We start from the raw sequence: 18050 nt of genomic DNA on the forward strand, positions 1-18050 counted from the left end.
CCATGATGGGTTTCGCTCCGCTCTACCCATCCTACATTAAACTTCCGACTCTGTAGGATCACTGCCATTAAGTTAAGGATTTTTCCGTTCGCCCTGAGCCTGTCGAAGGGTGAATGGAAAAATCCTGGATCGATAAGTTAAGCCGTCCATGGTTCGACAGGCTCACCACGAACGGCTTAACTTAATGGCAGTGACTCTGTAGGATGGGTAGTAGCGAAGCGGAAACCCATCGCTTTGTTTGAAGCGCAGGTACGGCCAATAGCGATTTAGCTGCGGCGGGGAGTAGCGTTTAGCTTGATGCGTATGGTTATTCAACCCGTCCTGCATAGCACGAAGGCACCCCCAATCTTCCGTAGAAACTGGAAAAAATTCATATCAACAAGTCAGGCCGGCCTGAATCCAGATCAATCAGCTTAACATCCGCATAACCGATCTCAACCCCCAATACACTCAACAGTGCATCCAACACAGGCGCAACGGCCGCCAAAATGATACGAACTAAACCTGCGGCAATGCCTAAAGAGTTCAGATCGACACCGGCAACGTTTACCAAGTTTTCGTCTTCGAGCGCATTGGCCAAGCTTTGTCCCACATTGCTATCGGCCCGCTGAGTCTGCGGCAGGTCGCCGGGGCCGACTTCAAATTGCAAACTTTCCTCTATCGCATCGCTCAAATTTAATGACAGACTCAGCGGCACCTGAATATCTTCATAACTGGGGAACAATAATAACCTAACCACTTTTAGGTTAAGCGTCACAAGAACATCGAGATCGAGGTTGGCAATGCCTTTCTCGACGCCGATAGTCACCAGCGACTTCGGGCTATCCAGCCCGATGCATTGAATGCTTTCCAGACAGGCGCGGCCTTGGGCAATTTCGACCGCTAAATTGATCAGAACATCGACATCGATCAAATCCGACGAGCCCAACAACGCACCCAAAAGACTGAACAACCCGTTCAACAAACTACCCAGCAACCCTTCACCCAGCAATCCGCCCACGACGCTTTTGACTAACGAGCCCTGAGCCGTTAAGCCCAGCCTGACTTGCGCGGTTTTCGCCTCGGTGCGGCAATTGCCGTCTACATCCATTCCAGGCGGGCCGATGGCGAGTTGCGGCGGCTCTATCACATTCAGCACGGTGCTTACCGTAAGCCCTCCCGGTAATCCGAAATTTAGCGGCAGCGTTAGCGCACTATTACCATTGGCGATCAAGGCCGTCGAGGTAATCAGATCGAGCAAATTGACCTCGGCCGAAGCAGCCTCCTCCACATTCGGCGCGGTCACGGCCAAGACGTCTCCCAAAGTCAGTTCGGCATTGGAAATAGCAGTACTTGCCAATGTCTGCATCGCCGCCGCCACCTCCACATCCGCGACATCGGAAGCACTCACCGCATTCGCGTAAATTTGCAGCAAATCGCCCACAGATACCGGCGCTTTCAACAATTCATTGACGGTGCCAACCCCGGCCGCCGCTTGCACCAAACTCAGAAGAGAAATATTAGTACTCGCGATGCTTTCATAAGAAACTGCGCTCAGATCCAGTGAAGATCCCAGAATCCCTCCAAGTAACGCATTGAGAACCGTCGATTTCTCACTATTCACCGACAACAATCCGCTGCCGAGGGAAAACCCCGCCAATGCCCGGCGCTCCGCGACCGCGGTCGCTTGTAAGGTCGCCTCTCGGCCTAGTATTCCGCCGGCGAACAGACTCGCCGGCACGGTATTGCCGGCAGTCACCCGCACCGCCGTCGCCGTGGACGGATTATCCGCCACGAAATTCCTGACGCCGCCCGCGCCCAGCGAAATATTACCCAGTAAAACCACTAACGTTCTGTCGCCAGCCACCGGATGATTATTACGCGCCGCGCTGGCCTGCGCGGCCGCTTCCGCAGTCGATAAACTGCCGTCGCCGCACCAACCGGATTGCGAGGAGGCATCCAAGGCCGCCATGTCGGCTATGGTCTGCAAGCGCCGCTGCTCCATCATCAAGCGCCCGGTATCGACCGCCAGCGCGGTAAACAAGATCGACAGCAGCAATACCATCGCACCCAGAATACCCAAGGCGCCTCGTTGCCGAGCGAGCGATCGTGCGCAGCGGCTGGGGCTTTCCCAAGGTTTGTTTAACGAATGCATGGCGTTACTGCTCAACTCTTGCTCCAACGGCATTCGCGCCGAATATTACTGTGAAAGTTCGTAGATTGGGACTCTTTATCTAAATTTTCGATATGAAAAACAATGTCGGTTCCGAGAAGGGTGCGGTTGCTCGCGAGACAGGTGTCTGGCGAGTAACCGGACCCGCCACCCTGAGCATTTTCATTATCCGGGGTGATGACAGCATCTTCATGATCGTTAGTTCGAAGTACCGCTGCTTATGCCGTCTTGATTCATTTTGAAATACTCGGGAATTGTATGCGTGAAGCTTTCGACATAGCGCTTATGAATCTCGTGCGCGACCGGCCCCGAAACCGTCTGCCGCGTCGAAGAAGCCACGCTTCCGCTCCGTTGCAGTTCCAGCCAGCGCCGGGTATCCTCTCCGAGCGTACGCTCCTTCGGAGATTCGGCAAGTGCACTGCCGGCGTTAAACAAAAATATCAGCGACAAGCCCGCAGCGATCGAATTAATGGACATCATTCCCCCCTTTTAATAATCTGAGTTTCTCTCGGTCCCACCGCGCCAGCGTAGGAGTCCTAAAAATCGTAATTACCGCCTTGCCAGTAAATATTCAGTCCCCTTTTTTTAAGGCTATGTTCGCGTTAATAGTTGATACTTTTGAACTTAAAGCCAACATGAACCCCAAGGATTCAACTCTGAATAACTTTTTTTTTCAATATCGCGCCAATGGCTGAAAGGAGGGTACGGTTGCTCGATTGACAGGTGTCGGCAGCAGGGATAGCTGCCGTCAAGCCTACATGGACGTATTCACGGCGTCCTGTCAAGCGAGTAATCGTACCCTCTTCCACGCTCAGTGTATTGGAAAGCAATCATTGACTATTTCCTAAGTGGTTTATTTAGTAGGAAAGAGAATCGTTTCAACTGCTAACGCGAACATAGCCTTTTTTAAGGGGGAGGCCATCAAGTACACCTGAATTACCGTTATTTGCCAACGGGATCTGAATACTTACCCTTGCTATCTTAGCTAATGCGACCTCGATACCCTTTATTGCTACCTAACGCACCCGGCTTCGAAATCGCGACGAAGGCGTCGCTCCCACAAGGGGGCTTCACCGACACCGGGGCGGGTTATTCAATCCGCCCCATACGTTCTATTTGCTTTGGCCACGGTCGAAACGTTTAGGACGGGGTTACAAACCCTGTCCTGCCAAGTCTCTTTCCTCTTTCCTCTTTCCTCTTTCGCTGAAAATCTTGGAAACGGAGCGCTAGCGAAGTGAAGATTTTTAGTCCCCGATAGCCGTAGCGCCGGGTGTTTTGCCGGAGTCTGCGCGAATAGCGCAGGCGGAGGCAAAATACAAGGCATCGCGACACGGCGTAAAGCCATTTGTGGGAGTGCTACGGAGCCGCATCGAGTTTACGATGATGTGGCGTAGTGGCACGGACGCAGGGCGAATCGGGGCCGCCGAAGGCAATAATCGCCAAGTCATTTTTCGCTGCTGAAATCGGACGGACCCCATTTCAGCTTTCGCGAAAAATCTTGGCGCGCTTGCCTCTTGCCTCTTTCCTCTTTCCTCTTTCCTCTTTCCTCTTTCCTCTTTCCTCTTTCCTCTTTCCTCTTTCCTCTTTCCTCTTTCCTCTTTCCCCTTTCCCCTTTCCCCTTTCCTCTTTCCTCTTTCCTCTTTCCTCTTTCCTCTTTCCTCTTTCCCCTTTCCTCTTTCCTCTTTCCCCTTTCCTCTTTCCTCTTTCCCCTTTCCTCTTTCCCCTTTCCCCTTTCCCCTTTCCCCTTTCACCTTTCACCTTTCACCTTTCACCTTCCATAGACGCCTTAATTCCCTCGGCTTGCAGCTGCAACTGTGCAACCGTTTCCGCGTCCATGCGCAAATGCTCGGAAAAAACCCGTAACTCCTGCTCCTTGCCCATCATCGACAGCAGCAAGATCATGTTACTGGCGGCTAAACGATCGCCGCCATCGAGCTCCAGAACCGTCAAAAACTCTTCGCGAGCCGAATCGAAGCGGCCGCCCAGCAGCAAGGCATAACCTAAATCGTTGCGTACGCGTAAATCGACCGGCAATTCATCAGCGGCTTTTTGTAAATAATAAATAGCCTCATTAATACGTTGTTTTCTACCGGCGATCAGCCCTAGCCCGTGATAACCCCTGCCCGCCAAGCAACTTTTCAGTAACTTACGGTAAAACGTTTCGGCCTTGTCCGCGTGATCCGTCCTGCGCAAAATTTCCGCACGCAAGTAAGCAGCCTGCAACGAGGACGAGTGCGTTTCGTCCAAGTGCGCCAATGCCGCGTAAAGTTTTCCGCCATCCATGAGCTGGCGGATCAAATCGAGTTTGACGTTTTGCTCCGGTTTGGGATCGTCTCCGCAAGATCTCGCAAGAACCTGAGCCTGATCATTCCGATCCCTGTCGATACCGTCTTTGGGCGGCAACAGTCCGCAGCCGGTCATCACCGCTCCGACAATACTCAGCAAGACGCCAACGCGCACACGTTCACCCGGCAACATTCATCAACCCCCTCGCTAAAGCCAAAAATCCCGGCCCGGCCAGAAAAATCAGCAAGGCCGGAAAAAGAAAAATCATCATCACGATCGACATTTTAGCGGACAAGCGATTGACATATTCGCGCATCGCCGATTGTTGACGCTCTTCGATCAATTGCGCAAAGTTTGCCAACGACTCGCGGATATTACCGCCATACCGTGTCACTTGCTTGATGATCGCAACCGTATCGCTCAACTCGTTCACCTCGAGCGGCGCGGCCATCTCGCTCAGGGCTTCGGCCCTATCGTGTCCGGCGTCGAAGCGCTGCAGCACACCAACTAATTCTTCCGAAAGATTGGGCATCAAAATCCGCCCTTCTTCGTGCATCACGCGTATGGTATGTTCGGTAGAAAGCCCCGCATCGAACAGCATGCGCAATAAATAAATCGCGGTAGGCATTTCCCGGGCCAACGCATTACGGCGCGCGGCGGCGCGGTAGCGCAAGAGATAACGCGGCGCGAGAAAGCCCAACACAAAGGCGACGAACACCAACGCCATTTTTTGCTGCCCTTCCAGGTCACCATCGACGACATCGACAATCACGGCAAGCAGTAACATGACCAACGGTGTTAACCAGGTTGCCGACCAAAACACCAGGCGTTTGCGCGGCGCGTGCCAACCGGCCTGTTTCAAGAGCCGAGTCATTTCTTCCTGGTCCGATCCGACGAATATTTTGCCCAGCGTTTTACCGCCCATGCGTTCCGCCGACGCCATTATCCAGCCTTCTTCGGAGCTTCCCGAACGCACTCCTGCCTTGAGCAATTCATTAAACCGGCGTTGCGTAGCCGGCGATGCGTTGCCGGAACGATTTGCCGCCCACAGCAGCAACACGCCCGACAACGCCAGCAGCAAAGCCATCGATAGATACATCCACAGTGCCATAACGAGGATTCCTATATGCTTTTAATCATACGCCATAAGATAACGGCTCCGGCTATTTGCATGCCCGTCGCCACGATCAGCATGATTTTCCCGGACGGGTCCTGCCACATAGTTTCCAAGTACTTCGGATTCATGATCATGATATAGGCGGCCATGCCCGGCGGCATCAAACCCAGCACCCAGGCGGTTACCCGGGTTTCGCCGGTCAACGACCGCAACTCCCGCCGCACCGCCTCGCGTTCGTTGATCATGTTGGCCACGCTTTGCAGCAAATCCCGCACACTGCTGCCGTAACTGCGATTGATCCTAATCGCCAAGGCCAGTAGATACAGCTCGTCGATCCGGTACAGATTGGCGGTTTCCTGAATCGCCTCGCCCAAATCGACACCCAATTCGTTGGCGCGGAATATACGGCCGATAATGCTCTTGAGCGGATCGGGCGTTTCCTCGGCGGCCAGCCGTAACGAGCCTTCCATGCTTCGGCCGGTGCCGAGCCCTCGAAGCACTTGATCGAGAAACAAAGGCAGTTGCATCAAGATCAACCGGATGCGTTTTTTTGCTTTATATACCAGCCACAGATAGACGACCGCCACAACGGCCAAGGGTACCGCCAAGCCGAACGCTAGACCTTTCGCTAAGCCTGTCAGGATAGCCATCAACAACAAACACAAGATACCCGAAACAAACTGCCGAGGCTTAACTTCCATTCCTGCTCGCCAAAACAGGCGATCGAGCCATGGCAAGCGCCGGCTTTCCTGGGGCAACAGCACTTTCGCCTCCATTCCGGAGGCTTCGGCCATGCGCCGCCCCACTTTCTCGACGAGTGCTTCCTTTTGACTACGCGAATAGATGAGCAATGCACCGGCCAGTAATGCGACGGCCAGCGCGAAAATCATAATTTGCTGGCTAAGCAAAATTTCCTCCTCCCTCGGAGTAAACCGCGCCGGAATCGGCTTCGAACTTCTGCCCGGAGGGGCGGCTGTTGATCACGGTAAAACACTTACGAAGCCGGTCGTAACCGAACAATTCGTTGAGCATGATCTGCCCGTCACGCAAATCCCCAACTTCGGTTATCGATGTGATACGGCGCGTGCCGTCGGAAAAACGGGTAATTTGCACGATGATATCGATTGCGCAGGCAATCATTTGCCGAAGAATTTCTATCCCACCTTGAAAATTCGCCAAGGCCGACAACATTTCCAGCCGGACAAGGGCATCCCTGGCGCTATTGGCATGCACGGTGCTCATCGAACCGTCGTGCCCGGTATTCATTGCTTGCAGCACGTCCAATACCTCTTCGCCGCGAACCTCGCCCAGAATGATGCGATCGGGACGCATCCGCAAGGCATTGCGCACCAAATCGCGCGCTTTGACTTCGCCCTCGCCTTCCACATTGGGCGGACGCGTTTCCAGGCGCACCACATGACTGTGGCCCAACTGCAATTCAGCGGCGTCCTCGATTGTGACTATCCTTTCATTGACATCGATGAACCGGCTCAGAATATTCAACAGGGTCGTCTTACCGGTGCCGGTACCGCCGCTGATCAAAATATTGCAACGGTAAGTCACCGCCTTGCGCAGCAATTCCAGCATCGCTTCATTGATCGAACCGTATACCAATAAATCCGAATCGCGTAATGGGTCTTTCCGAAACTTACGCACCGAAAGACAAGGGCCGTCTATCGCCAATGGCGGAATGATCGCATTAACCCGGCTGCCGTCGGGCAGGCGGGCGTCGACCATAGGGCTCGACTCGTCCAGACGACGCCCGAGCGGCGCGATGATTCGGCGAATGACGCGCAATACATGATCGTCGTCGATAAACCGCAAATCCGCCTTTTCAACTAGGCCATTACGCTCGAGAAAAATATTCTTCGCGCCATTGACCATAATATCGCTGATCTTGTCGTCGACCAGCAACGACTCGAGCGGTCCGAACCCGGTTAGCTCGCTAATCATATCTTCGGTCAGGTCGTCGAGATCGTAACTGGTCACGGCAATTTGCCGTTGTCCGGCGTAACGCGACACATGATCGAAAACATATCCGCGAATTTGCTCGCGCGACCAATCATTAAGCGGCACGCCATCATCTTCGACGCAATCGATCAAATAACGATGCAAACTGTATTTGAGATCCTGATAGGTCTCGGTATGCTTTAAACTGTAGTCATTGAGAGGATATTTGAAAGGCATGCCTGATAGTCCTACCTAGCTAGCGCCAAACCGCGCCAATATGTTCTTGAAAAACCCCCTGTCCTTATAGGGCTTTCGCACCTCATCGACTTTATCGCGACTGACGATTCTTTTCGCCAGTTTTTTTATCGCCAACGTGTAAGGGTCGCGAGGCGCGCATTTAAACAAACTATCCCCGGAATTCATCATCGCCAGGCGCGCCATTCCCGAAGGCGGCAAGGTAGCCTGCAAGGGCAAGCCAAAGCCTCGGGACAGACTCTCGGCATCGGGCGGCAATTGCGGCAAATAGCGGTCGACGACCAACTCGACCGAATCCATCGGAATTTTATGTTCGATCATTTTTTTCACCAACTGCATATTTTGCTTACAACTCGGGACGCTCTGTTCGACCACGACCAGCGTATTATCGGCATTGCTCAGCAACAGATATAGAAAATCCGACCGCGGCACTCCGCCCAGATTGATCACGATACGAGGAAAATATCGGCGTAACATGCCGAGCAATACATAGATATCGGCCGAAGTAATCTCGCTCATCGCGCCTTGTTCCTCCGGTAAGGCCAACAAACTTAGCCCGCTTTCATGCTTGGCGAACGCGCTATCGATCAGCATCGAATCCAGCCGGCGCAGACTGCGCACCGCGTCGATGAAACTGTATGGCGAAGCTAGCCCGAGATAGGTCAAGGTGTCTCCGGCCGGATTACCGAGATCGATCAACAAGGCATTGCGTTCGGTGCGCTCCCCCTGCATCGCCAAGGCCAGATGCAATGCGAGCATCGGCGTGTCGGAACCGGGCCGGGCGCTAACCAACGCCGTGATCGCGCCGACCGATTCGGTCGGGATATTGGGTGCGGGCGCTCGACTTGCCAAGCGCTTGACCAAATTGATCACTTCACCGGGCCGGCTCAGGGTCAAAATGAAATCGCGCGCGCCTGAGCGCATTGCCGAAAGTATCAGTTCGTTATCGGCCTGTTCCGCCATCGCGATAACAGAGAGCATGGGTTTAAAAGCCACCAAGCCTTCTATTAGCGCCGCGTCCTGTCGGTGAGATTGAGCATGCAATAACACGAACACGACCTGAGCTCCGGTCAAGTCGAGAATTTGACGCACACGCTCCAAGGATGGCGAATCGGCGACAACCACCTCTCCTTCGTCCTTGAAAACCGTATTCAGCCAGCGGATATGATCCTGATCGTTGGTAACGGCAATGAAACTTTGTTTGCGAATAGCAGCCATAGGTCAATCCGAAAATCCAGAGCGTGCTGGTGTTTTAGTTTTAAATTCTCCGGTTTCTTTAAAAAATACCTCGAAGAAATTAGGGTCGTATTTCCGGAAGCGTTCGCCCGGCATCGGCGGCAAATCGGCGCCCTTCGCGAGCGGCTGCACCACATGCGGAGTTACCACCATAATTAGCTCCCTATCGTTGCGATCAATATGTGTGGACCGAAAAAATGCGCCGAGAACCGGAATATCACCTAACCATGGGAATTTATCGACGCTGCCGATGGTATTCTGGCTGACCAAGCCGCTGATCACGAAGCTCTCGCCGTCGCCCAACGAAATACTGGTATCGGTTCGGCGGACGCGCAAGGCCGGCACCGCGACGCCGCCGCTTTGAATAGCGGCGGTAAAATCCAGCTCACTGACTTCGGGGGCGACTTTTAAAGCGATACGGTTTCGATCCAGCACAGTCGGCGTCAACGACACACGCACCCCAAACTCCTTGAATTCAATGGTATTACTGCCAGACTGAGCGCCACCTTGGGGAACGGGAATAGGAAATTCACCGCCCGCCAAAAAATTAGCGCTTTGCCCGCTCATCGCCATTAACGAGGGCTCGGCCAATGTATAAGCGAAACCGTTGTTTTCGAGAACGGATACCACACCGAGTATGCCTTCGGTAGCATTCCCGTAGAGAAAATTGAAGGCCTGGGCATGCGGAAAAAAACCGCTGCTCAACAAAGATAAAGCGCCTTCGCCGGCGGATTGAACGCCGGTCATATTGCCCGGCGTGGACAAGGCCAGCGTCGTGTTGGCCGTATTCTTGCCGAGAAACAGGCCGGCGTTCTGCAAGCGTCTGCGGCTGACTTCGACGATCTTGATATCGATTTGCACCTGTGTCTCGAAATCCAGCACACTGGCGTCGATCGCTGCATCGCTTTTCGTATCCAGAGCCTGGCGCACTTGGGCGTGATCTTCCAATGAGCGGCTACCGCCCGATAAGCCAAGTTTATCGCCGGCCTCCCGCACTTGAAAATCGGCATTATCAAGCCGGCTAACCGCGCGTTGCTTCAAATCGGCCGACGCCACGACCAACAATTCGACCTGCAGACTCGGTTGTTCGGCGTCATCACCGTACCACACCATTAAATCCGTTTTGCCGGGCTTTTTTCCCATCACCAACAACAGATTGCCTTCGACTTGTAAATCGGCAATCTCGTCATTACCGATAGCGGCTCGCTTGATCGCTCTATCGGAAGGCGCGCGCCACTGCTTGCCCACCTCGAGATCGATGCTCAGTTTAGCCGCAGCCGAAACGTCTCCTATCGCCAAAAGCAGCACGGCTAATATAACTTTCAATATATTCATTGGTAATCGGTAATTCGCTCTTTAAAATTTAGTTATTATTATTGATCAAGCGTGCTAAGGGTAGCATGTCTCTCCCTCCGTATTTTTTAGTCCCCCGGCAATTATCGTTCCCAAGCTCTGCGCTCATCGTTATATACCTTTCGCACTTCAAATTTCAGCAGTGTCTGAGGAAGCACCGGGGTGTTAGGTCGATTTTTTATCCTGCAAACGATAGTCATGGGGCGCCCTTTGACGGACACTCCGGAGCCGAATTTTGATCTACGATGGGTATACATAAGTCAAAAATCACCCTTTTGCAATCTTAGCCAATGAGACCTCGATACCATTTATTGTGACTTAACTCTCTCGGCCTCGAAATCGCGATCAGGGGATCGCTCCCACAGAGCGTCCGCCGCTCTCTGTGGGAGCGACGCCTTCGTCGCGACTATCGGAGCCGTTAACGCTCAAACACCAATAGCCTTTCCGGACAACACAACCATTTAGCGCTCGGTCGATACTTTTTGCAGAATAGGTATATTTATACTTGTGTATAACGGCGAGCGGTCTGCGTGGGATTGATAGGGGGCGTATACCTTTCGTACTTCAAATTTAGGCAGTGCCCGAGGAGGCGCCGGGGTGTTTGGTCGATTTTTGCTCCTGCAAAATCGACATTCACGGCGTCCTTTGACGAACACCTCGGTGCCGAATTTTGATCTACGATGGGTATAAATAATTACGTCGCCTCCCTCGGTCTACATTTGAATCTAAGGCGGATAGGATAAAGTTTGCGTTGAGTAGCCTCTTTGAGTATTACCCCTATGAATGACTATATCGGCTTTTGCCTCGCTTTCATACGTTTTGCCCATCTCCTCGTATTCACCATGACGCCCGCGTCGAACGAGATCTTTCAATAGCACTTGATACCTTTCATCCAAAGCGGCTTCCGGTTGGGGAATCGACAAACCGGCTTGCAATAAAGCCTCTTCGTCGACCGGCGAAACGCTTTCTTCGGGCCCTCGCAAGGCAAGCCGAATTCTACCGCCGGATTCGGCCAGCATCAGCGTCGAGGTATCGGTTTCACCAATCGCCAGCACGGCCGTTTTACTTTTTTTGCCGGTGGGTTCCACGTCCTTTTTTTGCCGCGTCGATGCAGGTTTACTAGCGCCATCCTTAGCTTTGGCCTGATCCTTTCCGCTCGACCGAGCATCCTCCTCATCCACACTTTGCTCCGGCAAGCTCAACATATTGCCGAAAGCCAGCACGCGCACATCCGACAATACGACTTGCGCCGAGCTATCGTTGCCGACTTCCCGGTCGCTACGCAAATAAAGCAACACATCGACATGATCGCCGGGTTCGATGAATCCTCCGGCACCGATCACCTCATCCACTTTGACGGCAAGCGCGCGCTCTCCGGGCCGCAGAGCCAGCGCCAATTGGCTATACGTTGGAAAATGACTGCCGAGCAGCATTTCGCCGGCGGCAATATCGACTCTGGTTTTACGTCCGGTTAACTCGGCCGCCGATGCAAAAGAGCGCACCGGACGCGTCGGCACGACTGCAGTGGTTAAATCCGCCTCGGCGATAACCTGACCGGCCGGAATATCCCTCGCCGCAAAAACCACTTCCTCGCCTTTCGGCTGAACTTGCTCCACAACTGCCGGTTCGGGTTTCGCTGGAGTCTGGCTGGCTTTATAGCCGAGATAACCGATAGCAACGGCTCCGATTGCCAATAAAATTGCCAATACCCGTAACACCGTACTGTTCATGACGACTCCTGCTTGCTTTTACGGCTCATTGTAAACGGAAAATTTGCCGGGCACCTATTCTACGACATTAACCCGCGTACTTTATACCCAGCGTAGATCAAAATTCGGCACCGGGGTGATCGACAAAAGACGCCGTGAATACGCCCATGTAGGCTCTATGTCAGCATCCATGCGGGTAAAACTTTACCGATCGCTCCCGCGCCTCCTTAAGCATCGCCGAAATTCGAAATACGAAAGGTATCTCTTTACCTGATTAGCAAGTTTCTTCAGCTAAAGGCCAAAAACCAGCATATCCCTAGCAGGACGGGGTTTGCAACCCCGTCCTAAACGTTTTGACTTTGGCCGAAGTTAGCCGAAATGTTTAGGGCAAACCGAAACGTTGGGGACGGGTTAAATAACCCGTCCCGCAGAAGTGGCTACGACTGGCCACTGCTCGGACAATTGGCTTCAGCAAGCTGAAGCATCTTGCTAATCAGGTCTCTTTATTGCCATGAAAATATAAAAGGGTGCTGAGAATAGTCCCATGATGGGTTTCCGCTTCGCTTCTACCCATCCTACGTCTTCGGGTTCTCAGGAAGCGCGTGGCGAATTTTTTGCTTAGAAAACCTGCACGGCGGCCCGGCCGATCAGATCGTCGGGCACTCTCGGCACATCGCCGATGACCGGAAAACGCAAGATCGGCACCAGCGGATTGGCTCGATAACCGGCATATCTAACGGTCACGATCAAGATATCATTGTCCCATGTGAGATTCACATCGGCATTCGCGCGCGCGGACGGCAGCAGGGTATCATCCAGAAACGCTTCGACGACATCGCGCACCCTCGCTTCGACGCCAGTGAGATAGGCGGCTTCGGCATTTTCTTCATCGTCGAAATAACTCCGCTCCACCGCAACACCCGCCCGGGCACCGGCGGACGCCGCGTGATTGAAGACCTGCATCATCATCATCGGAATCGAATAACTGACGATCGCGTAAAACAGCGTGAAAAAAATGACGAACAGCAGCGCCGCCTCGATCGCCGCCGCGCCGCGTTGGCCGCGCAAGCGGCCGGAAGGAGGTTTGATGTTGGTATCTCCGATAGGACTCGCTACCTGTCTCATGACCAGTCCTTTATGTTGAAGCCGCTCAACCGCGCAGCGACAGCGAAAATCCGGAAGCGACGGCAAACAATGCCACAAGGAAACCTGCCGCCAGTGCCGCACCGAACGGCAGGAATCTGCCTTTCGGTTCCGGCACCCCGGCAAGGGAAATACCCAAGCGCACCAACAAAAACGACCAGCGGTAGGCCGTCAGCCACAAGATGACTGTTACGCCTGACAGCAACCCCGCCACGACAAAAGTAATCAGTACCGCATCGACGCCGCCGAGCAAGCCCATCGCGGCAAATAATTTGACATCGCCCGCACCGAGTTTTTTGAACACATAGCCGGGCATGGTCATGGCCAGCGCCAAGGCCCAGCCGGCCAAAGCCGACATAAAAGTCAACCCCAGCCAACCTTCCCCGATTACCGCATAAGCGGCCAGCGCCGCCAAGTGTGCGCCGAGCGTCAGTTTATTGGGTAGGCGGCGTCGAACAAGATCATACAGGCCGCAAACGACAACCCACACACCTAAAATCCAAATCGGCACCGACGCCGCCGCTAATAGGTTCATGCTGTGAATCCACGACCAAACCTGGTTGCGTGCATCAATTCAACACGGCCGAAAACGACGAACTAGCTCACCCACCAGCACCAGCACTAGTAGTCAATACGTCTTGAATTTCTCCAAAAATTGATCTTACGGCACTGCTGATGCCGGGGACGAATGCAACCAACGCAACCGCAACCATCGCGGCAATCAGCGCATATTCGATACCGCTCGCACCTTCTTCGTCTCGAAGAAACTCGCCCCACCATTGTTTAAATTGAATGTTCATTTTTAACCTCTCCTTGGGTTATCGATCGATAGTGCCCAATTCTGTTTTTGTTAAGAGCCAACGATTCCATTCGACATTTTTAAACCACCCTAAGAACGCTTGGATCTTCGGTCGGTTAATTTTTTTTATTATATTTTTCCTTGCTCAGCATGATTACAGATAACCGGATTGAAAAAAACCCGTGTTGTCACAATTCGAGAAACCTTTTCAATATTTTCCGAGACCGGTTCATATCCTCTATAACAGTACACTCATGGATTTCTTCAATACGGTATTAACTCAGCAATTCTCAATTTAAGCAGATAACCATAAGAGCTCTCAGTGTGGAATGGGGATATTCAAGCCATCAAGCATAAATTCCATCAAATGTTGCCAGCTATCAAAACAAAAATAGCGGGTGAGCGCCCTTAAATCGTTAAAAAACGTCTTGCGGCTGGACAATTCTTCACGCAGCAAGCGATAGCATTGATCGAACCATTGCAACAACGTATGAACCAGAAAAGCCAGAATGATCAGGCTGGCTAACAAGGCCGCGAGGTGCTTTTTACCGTGCCCGAAGTTATGCGCGAAGTTATATCCCTTGGTTTTCAATGTGTTGTTATTTTCGTTTTCGATCTTCCAGCGCGTACGACCGGCGCTGACGATATCGGCCACATTGTGCGCGCCTAATGCGTAATCCGTGGCGAACGCATTGCGGTAAACGATATGACCTTGTTCATCGATGACCTCAATTTCGCACCAATTCACCAATAGGGCATCGTCGCTGTCGCGCAACGGCACTTGCTGAGCGATGCGGTAACGCTCGGTCAGTCGTTGCTTGCCTGTCCAGCGGCGTTTTTCGATCACTTCAACCTGCCCGAGCCGCTGAAAATCCTCCACCCACTCGTAGAGGGTTTTATGGGATTCCGGTTTGCACACCAGAATGAAATGCCGACCCTGTTGCTTGAGGTATTCGCAAAAAGGCTGTTTGCAATATAAATCGTCGCCTAAAAACGTCACGTTCGCCGGCAGGTGGCCGCCTTCGCGCTCCAACCAGCGCCGCGCGGCCGCCAGTTCATAATCTTGCTTATCGCTTCCGTCTTGCGGTGCGATAAATTCGGGTGCCAACGGAATGACATCCGCTTGATGTGGCGAAACGATTACCGGGGTAACTGCGCTGTGAGCATAGTGGATAGCACCGTTCTTGAGTGTCTTCGTTGAGCAGCAGGCGCAATGAATCTTCTGCGAACTAAAATACTCCACCCGATCCAAGGCCACCAGCACGCTATCACCCAGCACTTGGAACTCTTTGAGTTTGCCTTGCGCTTCCAATGCCTGCAGCACCCATCGGTACAGTGGCCATAGGGCGTCGGGTGACACCGCATCCAGCAGATTCCGAATCTGGTTGTCACTCGGAATTTGGTAGACTCCAAACAAACTCTGTGCGTTATTCTTGCCGCGCTCTTTTTGCATCGTCCGCTGATGATCCAGAAACGAGGGTGATTGCATAAAAAACACCGAAAAGGCGCTCAGTGCTGCATCGACCATACTGTATTTCTGGTAAACACCAGTCCCACTGCGACCGTCGGGCAAGGTTTCGAAGACTTGCCTGATTCGCTCGATCAAGCGAGCTTGCGTGAATTGTTCTGTTTCTTTAAAAGGGTAAGCCATCGTCCGTGTACGGATATGAAAAAATCAGCCCAGTTTACCAGCATGGGCTAAATTGAGAACTGCTGGTATTAACTTACAGTTTCCTAAACGAAAGCGCCTTGATTTCGTGCCGAACAATCGGTTCGGATTGCCAAAGGTACAGGTCAGTTAGCCGAGTCGATTCTCACAGGGAAAACGATAGAATTCCCTGCCAAGGCTTTGACAATAAAGGACAAAAAGTCTAACAGCCAACCCCATGACCTGTCAATTTATTCCTTAGCGAGTTACTCGGTTTTTCAGCCGATGCCCCGCGTCATTCGAACGCGCGTTAAAATAACGCCGCGTTTCATCCCGCACGACTTTGGACAACAACAACAGCCCTATCAGATTAGGGACGGCCATCAAACCGTTCATCAGATCCGAGAAATTCCACACCAAGTCCAGCTGCAGCATCGCTCCGACCGGAATGACGGCCACGAAGGCGACACGATAAAGAACGACGACTCTCGCACCGAGCAAATATTCGATCGCTTTCTCGCCGTAATAACTCCAACCGATCAAGGTCGAAAACGCGAACAATACTGTCGCCAGCGCGACGATCAACGTGCCGGTACTACCTAACGTTTCGGCAAAACTTAAGCTGGTCAGCACGCCGGCGCTAACGCCATCGGCCCATGGTGTTGCGGTTAGAATAACCAGCGCTGTAATGGTACAAACCAGCAAGGTATCGATGAAGGTCTGCGTCATCGATACCAGCGCTTGCTTGACTGGATCGCAAGTACGAGCCGCCGCGGCGGCGATCGGCGCCGAGCCGAGCCCCGACTCGTTGGAAAACACCCCGCGCGCGACTCCAAAACGGATAGCGGAGGCGATAGTTGCGCCGGCAAATCCGCCGCCCGCCGCGATCGGGTTGAAGGCATGATAAAAAATCAGCCGCAATGCTTCCGGCACTTGATTGATGTTAATAGCGATCACGGTCAACGCGGCGCCGATATAAAGCACGATCATGAACGGCACCAGCATCGAGGTAAATCGGCCGATCGAGCGAATACCGCCGATTAGCACGAAGCCGGTCAACGACATCAAAACAACGCCGGTCACCCAGGCTTCAACGCCGAAGATATTGCCCAACATAACCGCGACCGAATTGGCTTGCGTCATGTTGCCGATGCCGAACGCCGCACAGGCCGTAAACAGCGCAAACAGCCAGCCCAGCCAAGGGAGCCCCGCACCCTTCGCAATGTAATACATCGGCCCACCGCGCATGCCATGCTTGCCTTGCTCGCGATATTTAACCGCCAAGACCGCCTCGGCATACTTTGTCGCCATGCCGACGATGCCGGTCATCCACATCCAAAAGACCGCTCCGGGCCCACCTAGCGTAATCGCGGTTGCCACGCCGACGATGTTGCCGATTCCGACCGTAGCCGCCAATGCCGTGGTCAAGGCCGCAAAATGACTGATATCGCCGACGCCCTGATGATCCTTATCGAAAATTAATTTCAAAGCGTGCCCGAGCGCGCGGAATTGCAAGCCGCGCAACAGAATCGTCAAATACAGTCCGGTACCGACTAGTAAAATAAGCATCGGCGCGCCCCAGACCCAGCCTGACAAAGTCGCAACAACATTTTCAAAGGTTTCCATGGATATTCTCGTTATTGGTATTCGGTTTTCTGGTGCCCACGGAGAGCACTCATCGTTATACATAAATCGTGTATTACCGTCATGCCATCATAGCGCATGCGGCCTCGATACCATTTATTATCACCTAACCTTCCCGGCTTCGAAATCGCGATCAGGGGATCGCTCCCACAGAGTTCGGAACCCTTTTGTGGGAACGATGAAATTAAAAGCCTAAGATAGCGTCTCAGTCCTCAGTTCGCGTCGAAGTAATGCCTATTTTGAAACGCGGCAAAGAGTTTATCGAGCAAAACCTTTTCGCTATCGACGATACGGCCCCGCAAGGCATAGGGGTACTGTGTCGTACAAGCAGCGGCAATGTCCATGCAATATTTCAGAATGCTTCGATTTCGCTCGGAATCGGCCGATGACGCAGAATCGAGGACCAATTCGCTCAGTGCGTCAAGTAGTCTTTGCGGCGGTCGCCGGTGCGCGAAGCGCTCCAAAAAATCATTGGCATCCTCGGTCGTTATCAATGGAATTCCCGCCGCGCGGTCAAGGTGCGCAATGTGTTCTATCGTAAAGTGATACAGCAATGCCAGCTCGGCTGGTTGATTTTCGCCGTCGGCCCATATCATTTCAATTAACGGGATCAGATCTAGGAAATAGTAATCCGAAGGTTTAAGTTCGAACTCTTTTGCTAATAATTCAAAGATATTTTGTTTCTCGTTACTCATAGCTCAACCATAATGTTAATCCTGCTTTAACATTTACCTATTATACCTTTCACACTTCAAATT

Annotated in this window: 16 protein-coding genes; all 16 read right to left on the minus strand. The window is 52.7% G+C overall.

The genetic code is table 11. The annotated features are described in order from the left end of the window. Window positions 1-370 precede the first annotated feature (370 nt). Window positions 371-2134: a TadG family pilus assembly protein gene (locus EQU24_RS15980; RefSeq protein ID WP_175421696.1), complete on the minus strand. Its 1764-nt coding sequence runs from the start codon at window positions 2132-2134 to the stop codon at window positions 371-373. A 216-nt stretch (window positions 2135-2350) separates the two neighbouring features. After that, a complete protein-coding gene (locus EQU24_RS15985; protein WP_138767195.1) occupies window positions 2351-2632 on the minus strand; it encodes a DUF3613 domain-containing protein in 282 nt (93 codons plus the stop codon). 999 nt (window positions 2633-3631) lie between these two features. Further along, window positions 3632-3910, minus strand: coding sequence for a hypothetical protein (locus tag EQU24_RS22495; protein WP_175421697.1), 279 nt, complete (start codon window positions 3908-3910; stop codon window positions 3632-3634). 3 nt (window positions 3911-3913) lie between these two features. Next, window positions 3914-4630: a tetratricopeptide repeat protein gene (locus EQU24_RS22500; RefSeq protein WP_017842622.1), complete on the minus strand. Its 717-nt coding sequence runs from the start codon at window positions 4628-4630 to the stop codon at window positions 3914-3916. Further along, window positions 4617-5549: a type II secretion system F family protein gene (locus EQU24_RS15995; RefSeq protein ID WP_017842621.1), complete on the minus strand. Its 933-nt coding sequence runs from the start codon at window positions 5547-5549 to the stop codon at window positions 4617-4619. Before EQU24_RS15995 ends, EQU24_RS22500 begins: the two co-directional genes overlap by 14 nt. Window positions 5550-5560: 11 nt before the next feature. Further along, a complete protein-coding gene (locus tag EQU24_RS16000) occupies window positions 5561-6463 on the minus strand; it encodes a type II secretion system F family protein (protein ID WP_138767197.1) in 903 nt (300 codons plus the stop codon). Further along, window positions 6456-7742 (minus strand): TadA family conjugal transfer-associated ATPase, encoded by a 1287-nt coding sequence (locus EQU24_RS16005; RefSeq protein WP_017842619.1) that lies wholly within the window; start codon window positions 7740-7742, stop codon window positions 6456-6458. Before EQU24_RS16005 ends, EQU24_RS16000 begins: the two co-directional genes overlap by 8 nt. A 15-nt stretch (window positions 7743-7757) precedes the next feature. After that, window positions 7758-8978, minus strand: a complete 1221-nt coding sequence (locus tag EQU24_RS16010; RefSeq protein ID WP_017842618.1) for a CpaE/TadZ family protein — start codon at window positions 8976-8978, stop codon at window positions 7758-7760. A 3-nt stretch (window positions 8979-8981) separates the two neighbouring features. Continuing rightward, window positions 8982-10331 (minus strand): type II and III secretion system protein family protein, encoded by a 1350-nt coding sequence (locus EQU24_RS16015; RefSeq protein WP_017842617.1) that lies wholly within the window; start codon window positions 10329-10331, stop codon window positions 8982-8984. A gap of 743 nt (window positions 10332-11074) precedes the next feature. Further along, window positions 11075-12079, minus strand: a complete 1005-nt coding sequence (cpaB, locus tag EQU24_RS16020; RefSeq protein WP_017842616.1) for a Flp pilus assembly protein CpaB — start codon at window positions 12077-12079, stop codon at window positions 11075-11077. Between the two features lie 597 nt (window positions 12080-12676). Continuing rightward, a complete protein-coding gene (locus tag EQU24_RS16025) occupies window positions 12677-13183 on the minus strand; it encodes a TadE/TadG family type IV pilus assembly protein (RefSeq protein ID WP_017842615.1) in 507 nt (168 codons plus the stop codon). A 25-nt stretch (window positions 13184-13208) separates the two neighbouring features. Next, entirely contained in the window at window positions 13209-13736 is a 528-nt protein-coding gene (locus EQU24_RS16030) for a prepilin peptidase (RefSeq protein ID WP_017842614.1), read from the minus strand. 67 nt (window positions 13737-13803) lie between these two features. Beyond that, the gene (locus EQU24_RS16035; protein ID WP_017842613.1) at window positions 13804-14001 is read right to left on the minus strand and encodes a Flp family type IVb pilin; all 198 of its coding nucleotides are present in this window, start codon (window positions 13999-14001) and stop codon (window positions 13804-13806) included. Window positions 14002-14319: 318 nt separating this feature from the next. After that, window positions 14320-15606, minus strand: a complete 1287-nt coding sequence (locus EQU24_RS16040) for an ISNCY family transposase (protein WP_138767327.1) — start codon at window positions 15604-15606, stop codon at window positions 14320-14322. Between the two features lie 300 nt (window positions 15607-15906). Further along, window positions 15907-17274 (minus strand): alanine/glycine:cation symporter family protein, encoded by a 1368-nt coding sequence (locus EQU24_RS16045; RefSeq protein WP_017842612.1) that lies wholly within the window; start codon window positions 17272-17274, stop codon window positions 15907-15909. 230 nt (window positions 17275-17504) lie between these two features. Continuing rightward, window positions 17505-17987, minus strand: coding sequence for a hypothetical protein (locus EQU24_RS16050; RefSeq protein WP_017842611.1), 483 nt, complete (start codon window positions 17985-17987; stop codon window positions 17505-17507). Window positions 17988-18050 lie beyond the last annotated feature (63 nt).

This window comes from Methylotuvimicrobium buryatense, assembly GCF_005931095.1.
GTDB lineage: Bacteria > Pseudomonadota > Gammaproteobacteria > Methylococcales > Methylomonadaceae > Methylotuvimicrobium > Methylotuvimicrobium buryatense.